This window comes from Methylocaldum sp. GT1TLB (genome assembly GCF_051027445.1).
Classification (GTDB): Bacteria; Pseudomonadota; Gammaproteobacteria; order Methylococcales; family Methylococcaceae; genus Methylocaldum.
Window position 1 is genome coordinate 1,365,007 of record NZ_CP194898.1, and the last position, 12,292, is coordinate 1,377,298.

7 protein-coding genes are annotated in these 12,292 nt (G+C 61.4%); 3 read left to right on the forward strand and 4 right to left on the reverse strand.

The genetic code is table 11. From position 1 onward, the window contains the following. Positions 1-44 precede the first annotated feature (44 nt). The 3 genes from ACR2R1_RS05950 to ACR2R1_RS05960 form a co-directional block, all read right to left on the reverse strand. Positions 45-1,430: an MBL fold metallo-hydrolase gene (locus tag ACR2R1_RS05950; RefSeq protein ID WP_434113112.1), complete on the reverse strand. Its 1,386-nt coding sequence runs from the start codon at positions 1,428-1,430 to the stop codon at positions 45-47. A gap of 9 nt (positions 1,431-1,439) precedes the next feature. Continuing rightward, the gene (locus ACR2R1_RS05955; protein WP_205780809.1) at positions 1,440-1,769 is read right to left on the reverse strand and encodes a hypothetical protein; all 330 of its coding nucleotides are present in this window, start codon (positions 1,767-1,769) and stop codon (positions 1,440-1,442) included. Positions 1,770-2,011: 242 nt separating this feature from the next. Further along, positions 2,012-4,708 (reverse strand): AMP-binding protein, encoded by a 2,697-nt coding sequence (locus ACR2R1_RS05960; protein ID WP_434113113.1) that lies wholly within the window; start codon positions 4,706-4,708, stop codon positions 2,012-2,014. Between the two features lie 278 nt (positions 4,709-4,986). Here ACR2R1_RS05960 and ACR2R1_RS05965 point away from each other — a divergent pair, with 278 nt between their 5' ends. Further along, positions 4,987-6,051: a Rieske 2Fe-2S domain-containing protein gene (locus ACR2R1_RS05965; RefSeq protein WP_434113115.1), complete on the forward strand. Its 1,065-nt coding sequence runs from the start codon at positions 4,987-4,989 to the stop codon at positions 6,049-6,051. A gap of 435 nt (positions 6,052-6,486) precedes the next feature. On the opposite strand, the gene ACR2R1_RS05970 is transcribed toward ACR2R1_RS05965, so the two are convergent. Beyond that, positions 6,487-7,593 (reverse strand): alpha/beta fold hydrolase, encoded by a 1,107-nt coding sequence (locus ACR2R1_RS05970; protein ID WP_434113117.1) that lies wholly within the window; start codon positions 7,591-7,593, stop codon positions 6,487-6,489. 241 nt (positions 7,594-7,834) lie between these two features. On the opposite strand from ACR2R1_RS05970, the gene ACR2R1_RS05975 reads away from it, so the two are divergent. Further along, complete coding sequence (locus ACR2R1_RS05975) at positions 7,835-9,511, forward strand: autotransporter outer membrane beta-barrel domain-containing protein (RefSeq protein ID WP_434113119.1); 1,677 nt, start codon at positions 7,835-7,837, stop codon at positions 9,509-9,511. Between the two features lie 100 nt (positions 9,512-9,611). Beyond that, positions 9,612-11,615 carry a hypothetical protein gene (locus tag ACR2R1_RS05980; RefSeq protein WP_434113121.1) on the forward strand — a complete coding sequence of 668 codons (2,004 nt, stop codon included), beginning with the start codon at positions 9,612-9,614 and terminating at the stop codon, positions 11,613-11,615. Positions 11,616-12,292: the final 677 nt, after the last annotated feature.

Genomic DNA, 12,292 nt, shown 5'->3' on the forward strand with positions numbered 1-12,292 from the left:
ATCGCCGGAACTGTTGCCGCCTAGCCGGTTTCCGAAAAGAATACTCATTCCAGCCGATAACCCGCCGCCTTCCACGCCTTCATGCTTCCCGGAATGTTGTATACCTCCTTGAATCCGCCGCGTTTCAGCAGACTCGCCGCGATGCTCGACCGATAACCGCTCCCGCAATAAGTGACGATCGGTTTGGTGCGATCGAAGGAGTGGAGATGGTCCGGCAAAAAAGGCGCATAGAGATGCAGAGCGCCAGGAATATGGCCCTGGTTCCACTCGGCAGGGCTTCGCACATCCAGGACCTGGATATCGCTCCTGCCGCTGTCTATCCGTCCTTTCAACTGGTGTACGCTCATTTCCGGCATATGATCGAAAGGCAAGCCCGCTTCGAACCAGCCGCGCATGCCTTTGCCCAGATAGCCATCGATTTTCTCGAATCCGATGCGCAGCAGGTGACGCTGAACCGTTTCGAGATCGTCCTCTTCCGCCAGAACCAACAAAATCCGCTGGTTAGGCCTAAGCGTCCAGCCGGCCCACGTCGGAAACTCCTCGCGCAAGGCGATGTTCAATGCACCCTGGATATGCCCCCCGCCGAAGGCTTCGATTTCGCGGGTATCGAGGACCACCGTGTCGGGCTTGCCCATCTCGATTTGGAACACGTGCGGCTCGAGCATCGGAATCGGCGGCACGCAGGCCAGCACCCGAGGCCCGTGGGTATTCACGTCCTTGAGATGAGCGTAATAGAACGGCGCAGGTTGCAGCGAGCCGAGCTGGTTCTTCACGAACTCGTCCTCGTTATCGGCTAGAAGCTTGGGATTATGCCGCCGCTCGTAACCCAGCGTGCTGATCAGCCGGTCGCCGATATTGCCGCCGCACGGCGATCCTTTGCCGTGTGCCGGGTAGATCGTCAACTCGTCGCCCAGCGGGAGGAGCTTATCGAAGAGCGAGTGATAGAGTCGGCGGGTCATTCCGTCGGCCTCTTCCTTCCCGAGCAGATCGGTACGGCCGATATCCCCGCAGAACAGCGTATCGCCGGTAAAGACTCCCCAGGGCGCCTCGGCGCCCTTGCCGCCGCTTACTCGGTAACACACATGTTCGGGCGTATGCCCCGGCGTGTGAAGCGCCTGCAATGAGAGATTTCCTATCCGTATCGTGTCGCCGTCCTTGACGGCTTCGTGGTCAAAGGTGCGTTCGTTCGATTCGCCTGCGTAAATCGTCGCGCCGGTCTGCGCCGCGAGCTCCCGGCTGCCCGATACGAAATCTTCGTGGACATGGGTTTCCAGGATATGGCTGATACGAACGTCGCGGTCCTTGGCGATTTCCAAATAGATTTGAATGTCCCGACGCGGGTCGACGACGGCGCAAACGCCGGCGCTCTCGTCGCCCAGCATATAGGACAAATGGGAAAGCCCTTCCGACTTGATCGTTTCCAGAAACATGATTGCCTCCTAATCGGCGTGAGCCTGTTCTTCCGATGGCGAGACGGCCGGCCATTCCTCGTCCAAATACGTATCGCGGACGGTTCCGAGCCGGGTATTGCCGTGTACCGCCGCGCCGTCCGAATCGACAACTTCCACCTGAAAGCCCGGATAGGTCTGGCGGAAACGCGTCGCCTTCCATTTCTCCACGCTCAGGTCGTTCTTCGCCGGCGATTCGAAGGGATACGGCGGCAGGCCCATGCGGTCGCCGCGCACGTCCCGCCCGTCCAGGTGGAGAATACGCACCGCGAATCCCTCGACATCCCAGATCTGCTTCTCCACGTTCATGACCTTGGCCATAAGCCTTTCTCCACTGCCCTATGCCGAGCCGAGTAGGTCGGGAATCCTTTGTCGACGTCAGCCGGTGGATAATCGGCTTCGTCGGCAAGGGATTGCCGAACTACGATCTCCTATCCCGAGCCGCAACATCCCGGCCCATTCAACCGGCGCTTCCATCAGTGCCTAGCTCATAGGATGTGCTGAACGAAGTGAAGCGCATCATTCGCGACTCCCCTATCCCGAGCCACGACACATCGTCCCGTTCAACCGGCGCTTGCGTCCGAATCCAGCCGCGCGACGCGGTCATGCAGCGCTGCGGCGATGCGCTGCTCCGGACGCTCGCCCCGGCCCTCCCGCTCCAGTTCGTCCGCCGTCGCCGGCGGACCGAAGCGCACCTCGATCGGCCGGAAACGTGGCACCCAGCTCCCCACCGGCAGCGCCATGTAACTTCCGCCGATCCAGACCGGGACGGCCGGCACGCGCGCCGCCCGGAGCAGCAGACCGATCCCGGTCTCGAACGGCCGGAGCTTTCCGCTTTCGGAACGGCCGCTCTCGGCGAACCACACCAGATTGTTGCCCCGCTTGAGCGCCAATACGGCCAGGGCGAGACTGGCTAAAGGACCCCGCCGGGGATCGACAGGCAGCGTGCCGGTCGAACGGCTGGCCTGCCGCATCAACGCGTTCCGAAACATGACCCCGGTATAACCCGCCCAACAGGTTCTCGGGAGTTGTTCACGGGGCAGGACCGCGGCAATGGCCATGGGGTCGAGATAGCTGACATGGTTCGGCGCCAGAATGAACGGCCCATTCTTCGGCAGGTGCTCCTGTCCTTCGGCCTTGACGTCGAACGCCCGTTCCATCAGCCAGCGGTCGAAGCCGAACAAAAGAACGCCCAGAGCGCTCGACCAGGTTCCCGGCGGCTCGACCCAGGCGCGTTGGTCCGCGCCCACCAAGGCTTCCGGCTGAGACAGCCGGGCCAACGGGTCCTTGACTTCGCCCGCCAGGCCGCCGCCCGCTTCGGCGCCTTCCCGCAACAGATCGCGGACGGTTTGCACGCGGCTGATGGTTTCCTCGTCGAGATCGACCCCGGTGGCCGCGCCCATTTCGAGGGTCAGCGTCAGCCATTCGAGCGAATCCACGCCCAGATCGAGCTGGAGATTCGTATCCGGCATCAGCCGCACGTCGGGAAAGCGCTCGGCCAGCCATTGCCAGATTTGGCGGGCGTTCGGTGCCTCCAGCAATTGCTGGTCTTCGGGCGCCATCCGTTCGAAGGGCAAGGGACCCGTCTCCCCGGCCGCCGCCTTTCCCTTCTGTTTGGCCTTCTCGTAAATTTCGTCGAGCTCATGCCGCCTAAGCTTGCCGAGGTGCGTCCGGGGCAGCGGGTCCGGCGTGATGACGTAATCGCCGATTCGATTGTGCGAGGGCAATCGACCGGACTGCGCCTCGACGTCCTTGCGGATCAGCGTTTCGAGGTCCCCGCCCTCGCGGGTCGCGGCCGGTGCCGGCACGATCAGGGCCACCAGCCGGCCCTTTTTCTCCAGCACGGCGACTTCCTTGATGTGCGGGCCCTGGCTCAGAATCTCCTCGACGTACTCGGGGCGGATGTTTTCGCCGCCGGCCAGCACGATCATTTCCGAGGCGCGCCCGACGAGGCGCAGGTATCCGTCCTCCAGATAGCCGAGATCGCCGGTGCGGAAAAAGCCGTCGGGGGTGAACGCCTCCCGGGTCTTGTCGGGCAGGTTTCGATACCCCGAGAACACGTTGGGCCCCTTGGCCAGCACTTCGCCGTGTTCGGCCGGCGGCTCGGGGTCCGCGATGCGGATTTCGACGCCGGGCAGCGGCGCCCCGGCGGTATCGAGACGGGCCCGGCCGGGCACGTTGAACGTCAGCACCGGCGAGGTTTCGGTCAGACCATAACCCGTGGCCAGGTCAAAGCCCAGGCCGACCAGCTTGAATGCCAGGTCCGGCGCGAGCATCGCGCCGCCGCACAGCATCATGCGCAGATCCGGCGCGAACTGACGGTGCAGCGAAAGGAACAGGTGGCGGCCGATGGTAAGGTCCGAATGCCGGCGCAACGCGCTCGCGAGATCCAGGCCGACATGAAACAGCCGGTCCGCCAAGGCCCCATGCTGCCGGACTTGGGTTTCGATCGCGCCGAACAGCGCCTCGTACATCCGCGGAACCCCCACCAGGAATGTGGCCTTCCCTTCCCTGAGCGCCCGCAACAGTTCGGGCCCCGTCAGCGACAGCGGAAAGATGAAAGGAACCCCCGCGGCGAGCGGCGTCAGCAAGCCTATGGTGAAGGGATAGACGTGGTGCAGAGGCAGCGGCAACAGAAAGCGTTCTCGTTCTCCGACCACGTGAAGATCGAGTACGGCCTGGAGATTGCTCGCGAGGTTCCGATGGCTGAGCGGCACTCCTTTGGGAGGACCTGTCGTCCCGGAGGTGTAGAAGAGGACGGCGGTGTCGTCCGGTGCGGCCGGAATGCCCGGCTTTTCCGCATCGGAGCAATAGCGCCGCCAATCCAGCTCGTCACCCTGCTCCGCATCCAGCAGGATCGGATCGAGATTGCGTTTGAGATCCAGGCGCTCCAGGCGCGGAAACTGGCCCCGCGTCGTGAACAGCCAGCGGATGCCGCTGTCGGCCAGCACGTGACGGAGGTCCTCGTCGCCCATCTGGGCATCGATCAGAACCGGCACGATCCCGGCCTCGATCGAGCCGAGACAAGCCACCACCCATTCCGGACTATTGGGCGCAAAAAGGCCCACGGCATCGCCCGGCCGCAATCCCGATTCGACTAGCCCGGCCCCCAAGCGCTGCACTGAGCGGGCGAGCTTCCCGTAAGACCAGGTTTCGGTGCGTTTTTTCAGAAACGCCACAATCGCCGGCTTGCCGCCCTGCCCTTCGAGCGCCCGGATCAATTGCTGCAAGGTGTCTATCGCCACGGCTCCGTCCCTCATCGGGCAAACTGCCCGGTAATCCTTAGAAAAACCAGGCCGCGGGTACGTTCCCGTTGCCGTGATTCGAGAAACCTCGGAAAATCGTGCCGGTAGCGACCGTCGACATCTCGGCGCCGGCATGTCCCGACTCTGTTACGCTCGTCTCGAACGTTTCGTGCCGTCATGGAAAGTGGCCCCGCCGAATGCCCGAACGAAGCGGCCGTAAAACAGTCCTAAAGTTGGGGCTTTTTACAGCCAGCGATCGCTCCAGTTCATCCTGAAAGGAATCACGGTGCACGATGAGCCAGCTCAGAAATTCCCAAACCATACCGGATCTGCGCAAGGTGAGAATCAATCCCGACTATTGGTATCCGCTCGCGTGGGCGCATCAAGTCGGAAAAGCCAAGGTTCTCGGAGCCGTATTCGCCGGCCGGCCTATCGCCATCGCCCGGACCCAATCGGGCAAGATATTCGCCTTGGAAGACCGCTGCGCCCATCGCCAGTTTCCGCTTAGCCTGGGGGTTGTCTGCGGCGACCATCTTCAATGCGGATACCACGCCTGGCGATATGACCAACACGGGCGGATCTCGGCGATTCCTTACGCCGGACCCGATACCGTACCGCCGCCCGGCGTGCGCTCCTATCCCTGCCGAGAGGCCTATGGAGCGATCTTCGTGTTTCCGGGCCATCCGGATTTGGCGGACCAGGTTCCGCTGCCCGAGATTGCGCTTCGCGATTCCCCCGATTACAAGCCCATGTGCTTTTCCCGGCAGGTCGATTGTCATTATTCGTTCATGCACGAGAACCTGATGGATATGAATCATCAATTCCTGCATCGGCGGTTGATGGGCAAGATCAGACCGGAGCTGCTCGGCACAGCCAGGGGCGACGGATGGGTCGAAGCAAGGTATCACTTCCATCATCTGGGCGGGCGCCGGCATTCAGGGTCTGATCTCCTCTCGTTCGGCGGCGACCACGCGGAAAAGGAATACGACGTCATGACCATCCGGACCGAGTATCCCTACCAAACGCTCACGATCGCGGGACGCGGCTCCGAATTTCCGAGCGTCGGTTTGTGGTGCGTCTACGTGCCGAAAGACCCGGACCAAAAAACCAATCAAAGCTTCGGCATTCTGATGATCCGGAAACCCCGGATTCCCGGCTTGATTCATGTGCTATGGCCGCTCCTCCGCCATTTTGCGGAAGCGGTGTTCGCCGAGGACCGCATGGCGGTGGAAGCGGAACAGCGGGCTTATGACGAACTGGGGAGAGATCGAAACCAGGAAGTCTATCCCGTTACGCTCGCCGTTCGGGAGTTGCTGATATCCAGGGGAATCGCCCCGAAACCGGATGAATGCGGTTGAGAGGCTGAACCATCGGCGCAGTCTTGAATCAAAGCTCGGGCAGAGGCTTGCGGTAGGGTGTTCCCCGGATTTTCGCCCTGATTCCTGCAATCCGCGGTCTTGGCGGAAACCGACATGAGAAGAGGAAACTGGATCCGGACATCCTTGTCCGTTGCGATCACCGTCCCGTGAACGCAGAAGCCGTGCCTTGGCGATCCAGTTATAGCCTTGTCCGTCGACTATTGGGATGCTTTTCCCGGCGAGTTCCGCTGTCCCTTCGCAGCATCCCACAGTCCCAACCGAAACCTTCTTGTTTCGGGCTCACATGCACCGTCTGCATGGAAGTGGACTTTATTAAACCCGACTCTGACGCTTTCCGATATACGCCCGACTCCGTAGGTAATTGTTCGTAAAGGGATAACCAGGCAGCGACATTCGGTTCGCTTCCGAGCGGGATCAGCGCGCGCGGGCATGAACCCAACGCATGATTTCCGGCCACAGGCTGCGGTGGGCCTCCTGCCCTACCAGCATGCCGACGTGCTGGAGCGAGACGCCGACGTCCCCGCCATACCAAAGCACCGCGGTATCCCGGCTCCGCACCGCGCGATGGAAAGGCAACACCGCTCGAGGCGGGACGATACGGCAGTTCGGGTCCACGGCGCTGAGAACCGGAGCCTCGACGAGCCGCGGGGCGACTTCATGGCCGTTGATCGAAAGATTCCCCCGCATGAAGCGATCCTCGCGATACAGCCACTCGACGATTTCCTCGAAAAGCGCCGGCGCCATGGGCATTTCGTCGCATGCCCACCGCTCCACGGCCAGATAGGTTCGCTGCGCCTGCGGGTCGCCCAGGCTTCGAAACCCGTCCCATAAGCGGCGCCAACCGAAGGTCAAAGGATCCGCGAGGAACGAGCACCCGCTAAGCAGCGAACCGGCCACGGGGGCAACGACCGCGGTCAAGTATTGCGCCGGCGGAGCCGTGGCGATCCAGCGGTCGATCAGTCCGACATCCCGCCCGAAATGCAGCGGAGCGCCCAAAAGAATCAATCCTTTGACGCACTCCGGATGCAAGGCCGCAAAAAAAGTGGCCAAGGTTCCCCCCAACGAATGCCCGGCCAGGAAAACCGGCCCGTTCCCTCGTTCTTTTCCGATGGCCCTGACACTGTCGAGAATCAGAAGGTCGGCATAGTCGGCCAGACCGAAGGATTGGCCAATACGGCCGGGACGCTCCCAGTACGCCAGATATACCGACAGGCCGCTCTCCAGTCCGCGCCGGACCACGCTGGCCCAGGGCACCAGGTCCCAAATGTAGGCGCGCTTGATCGGTGCCGGAACGATCAGCAGGACCGGCCCGGCATTGGGTTCGGGACCATAGCGTCTGAGCGTGAGACCTGGCGCGGACATCACTGTCCGGAACGGCGTCTCCTCCCGCCCGAAACCGGTCAGATCTAACCACAGGCCGAGATCGCGGCGGAACCGATCGATCGGTTCGAATAACCATGCGTCCAGATTCGGATAGAACCCCTGACGGGTCGCAAAATCGTCCGTCACATCATCGTCCATGGACAACAACCTAAAGAATCGCCCCTTCCCGATATCGACCCGGACACTTCATGAAAACTCCCCGAGATCGGCCGAAATCGTCGGCAGACCCGAAACGAAGTTTTGTGCTTAAATTTGCGGTTGACTCAAGATCCAGATGGGGGCTCATGGTTCGCTCAACACCGGCCACGGGCGCATAGGAATCTCATTCATTCAGGGAGGGCTTATCGAACAATTAAACCAATAAGAGGAGCACAAGCTCGTGAGCATTGCCAACGTCCCAATCCGTCCGCCGTTACGGGCTCTTAATGACTTTTGCCGCCCCGGCTATGGCGGCCGGATTCTGTCCATATCGAGATTTCCCGGCGGTCGGATCGCGCTGATGTGCTCCGCGCTCACCTTGGTCGCCGGCAATGTCTCGCAAGCGGAGACCTTGGAGACGACTTCGTTCGTGCCGGCAACGCCCGAGGAACAGTTCGGTTACGATTTCGCCAGCTATGTGCCCGTTATGCGGCCGGTGGAAGGCACGGCGGACGTCTTCTCTCCCGCCGGCCTGAACCAGTTGCACATGTGGTCGGTAGACGTCGAGGCGTTCCAGTCGTTCGCCGAGAGTGCGGGAATCGCCCCGGAAGTGGGCCTGTCGCCCATGCAGTTCATCCGTCCGGATGGCTCCATCGTTTCCTTCGAGAGCGCTCAATCGATGAGCGACTACATCAACACCTACGATGCCCTCGCGGCAAATTTGGGAAACGTCCCGAGCAATGGCGCGCTGTACCGGTTTTCTTCGTTTGATGCCATACGCTCGCAGATCACCGGGAACAGCGTGAGCTACAACGGCGCGGTGGATTCGCTGTTCTGCGGCAGCACCGGACTGGGCGGCAGCTACGATTCGGCCCTGGCGATTTATCACTGTCTGTTCGGCGCGGCGCAAGGCGCCCTGCCCGCAGCGCAGCAGATCAACCAGCTGAATTTCGTGGATTTCCAGTTCAACCGTCCGACGTCCGAAATGGCCCGCGGCCTGAGCCTAATGCGCGGAATGCGCATGGCACAACAAAAAGCCGATGAAGAGATTCAGGGCACGAACGGCGGGGCGAGCGGCGACCAGTATCTGATGCTGGGCAACCTAGGACTGTTCTTTTCCGCCGGCGGAAGCTTCGGCGACGTCAACACGCGCCAATCTTTGCCCGGCTACGCCATCAATCGACGCACGGTAACCGTCGGTCCCGATTACCAGGTGACCGACTGGCTACGGACCGGCCTGCTGTTCAACTATGTCAGCACCAGTTCGGACTTGGTTCAGGGGCTAGGCACTTTTAGGGCCGATAGCTTCCGGTTTACGCCATTCCTGACCTTCGTCCCCTTCGAGAACGCCTATGTCGACTTGACCATCGGCTATGCCCTTCACGACAACCGGTCGGAACGCCGGTCGTTCGGCGTGAACTATAAGGCCAACTATACCGGCGACGAGTACAGCGCTGCATTGGGGGCGGGATATAACTTCAATTGGGGCGGCTTGAGCGTCATCCCTTACGTCCAGGCGGCGGGGATTTCGACCGAGATCAACCGGTTCCGCGAACGAAGCGACAGCGGCGTCGGAATCACCATGGGGAAGCAATATCGGGATTCCGTGACCACCACCGTGGGAACCGAGCTCAACTACGTCTGGAGCACCCCGTACGGCGTGGTTCTGCCCCGCATTTTCGGAGAGTGGGTCCACGAATACCGCAACAGCAGCCAAGCTATCACGAACACCCTCGGGCGCGGCGGGTTCGCGACGTCATTCGTGACACCCGATCCCATACGCAATTGGGCCAACGTGGGCTTTGGCGCACAGTTTGTGATGCCCAACTCGGTTTCGGCATTCGTGAACTACACCAGCCTGATCATCAGCGGCGCCACCAACCATACCCTGGAAGGCGGCGTAAGATGGGACTTTTGATGGTATAAGTAAATTCACGGCGTTCTCCGCGATACGGAGTAGATGCTGCGGCCTCGAATCTAAAATCTAAATCAGGCAGACCCAGCCAAGGATGGTTTCTATGCGATTACGACCAGAAGTTTGGCTCGTTATGCTGCTTTCCGCGCTCTTCATCAGCGATGGCCTGGTCTATGTCTTCTTTTTCGCGGATCTGGCCATTCCCGGCGCACCGGAGACGAGCCAAACGCTGACCCCGAAAGTCAGGGCGACTCCGCAGGAAATCGGCTCCTACGACGTATTGGGCCGAACTGTCGGCAAAGCCGAGGCGGCCAGACTCCTGCAGACGGCCGACGGAAAACGCTACCTCGCGCCGGCGAATGGAGCCGTGGAGATCACCCGTGAGTTGTTGGACCTCGGGCGTCGGGCATTCTACGAGGAGACTTACGGCAACGAAGTCTTCTTGACGGATGTCGTCGGCGTCATCGACGGGCCAATCAACCTGTGGAAACTGGCAAAGGCCACGATGGCGCTGGACGGAGAGCCGACCACCAACCTCCAGGTTCAGCTGGACCGCGACGTAACGATCGGAGGGCGGACCTTCAGGCGGGGCACGTGGGTCAATACCGGCCTGGATGTACCGGCGGGCGGACTCATTCCGCTCGGCATGCGGGTTTTTCTGCGGCAGGGACAGATCCGGGTCGGCATGACCTGCGCCGCGTGTCACGCGACGGTCGATCCGTCCACCGGCGCCATCATCGAAGGCGCGCCGAATGCGGATGTGAATCCCGGCTTGTTACTGGCTTTCGCCACCAATTCGGCCGCCTTCTTTCGCCAGACCGACGTCAACCCGATGCGCCTGCCCCCCGGCGATCATATTTATCTCAAGACCGACGACCGAAACGCCCGTCTGCCCGACCCGCGGGCGGTCGAGGACGCCGTGGACGCTGCCCTGCTGGCATGGCCGCCCGGCAACTTCGATTCCACCGGCGATCTTCAAAACAATCCGACTCAGATTCCGACATCCTACACCTTCGGCGCCTGGCCCTACGGTTGGAGCGGTTTCGCCTCGACCGGCTGGTTCCATGGGCTGACCACGCTGAACGCCAATGTCCACGGCACCAATTCGGACATGACCACCGGCGCGGATTCTAGCGAGTCCTTGCTGGGCATCGACAAGGAAACCTATCTGGGCGTCATCCTGCAACGCTCCGCGAACGAGGACTTCCGGCTGTCCGAAGGCGAACAGCCCTCGCTGTTCTTCAAGCGCATCGATCCGACGCCGGGAACGCCCGGAATGAATCAGGCCGTTACCATGCCGGGCTATCCGAAAGGCTCGATTTTCATTTTGGATGGGCTGATGCCCAACACGCCGGGAATGCCCGTTGCGGCGCAACTCAACGGCATGTCGGCCTGGCAGAACACCTTGTCGCCGCCGCCCAGTCCGTCCGACGATAAGGAGGCGATACGGCGCGGCGCACGACTATTTTCGAAGGCTGGCTGTATCAACTGCCATAGCGCTCCAAACTTCACCAACAATCGCGTCCTTCCTCAGCCGACCCTCGGCACGCATCCGTCGCGCGCCAAGGCGCTGGCCGCATTCTGGTGGAGCTTCGTACCGCCAAAGACCTATCCCGCCGACGTGCCGGTGCCCCTGCCGCCGAATCCCGAGATGCTGCCCGTGCCGACCGATATCACTCCGGAGGAAGATCAGCGATTGGCCTATGCCCAGGGCAATCCCGCCGGCGGTTATAAAGTGCCCAAGCTCGTCGGCATTCGGGTCAGCGCGCCTTATCTGCACGACGGCGGCGTCGCCGCGGGACCCGAGGCATTTCGCCGCGAGGGCGACCGCATGGTCGTCGCCAAGACCGACCAACTCGGCATGAGCTTTCTCTTTCGCGGTATGGCCCCAGACCCTCGCAATAGTTTGCGGGCGTTGCTCGACCGGGATTTGCGCGCCTCTGTCGTCGCGGCCAACCGAGCCGATCCGCGCCTCCCAAAAGCCAATGTGGACGGCAGCGGCCATGAGGTTTGGGTGGATAAAGAAGGCGGCTATACCCTGCGAGACCAGGACGACCTGATGGCGTTTCTGCTCTCGCTGGACGACGAGCCGATCGTGCTGCCCTGACGCGCGTTGGAGCGCTTTTTCACCGCCGTAGCACACCACGCTTTTTGTAGGCCGCGCTTCGCGTGCAAATCGGCTCCAGGCCGATTGGTCCGGCACATTATCCCGGTTCTATTTGGCCTCGCGTCCAATTTCTTACACTTAGAGCGGCTGTCGGATTGGTTTACGGCTTGTGGGAGCGGGCTTTAGCCCGCGATCGAGCGATTATCGCGGGCTAAAGCCCGCTCCCACACTAAGTACATTCAGGGAAGTCTTGCGGCATAGGCAACCTGCACGACAACCATGCCAATCTAGCCAATCTGTCGAGATTCCGCAAATATTTGCGGAATGTACTTAGAGCATTTTCATATCTACTGTACGGGCACTCGCGCGTAGGTCGGGAATCCTTTCCCGACGCCATGCTCCGGCCGAGCGTCTTCGTCGGCAAGGGATTGCCGACCTACGACCGTGCATCCCCCCGTAGGTCGGGAATCCTTTCCCGACGCCACGTCCCGGCCGAGCGTCTTCGTCGGAAGGGTCGCGACTAAAGCGACCGTTTGCGATTGGGAAAGGATTGCCGACCTACGAATGCTTGAATCCATTCACCCGAGCCGAAGGCGCCAACGACGTCCGCCAAGCTGGTTTTGCCGTACGAGCGCGATGAAAACGCTCTAAGGCCATTTGCAATCAATCCCTACATA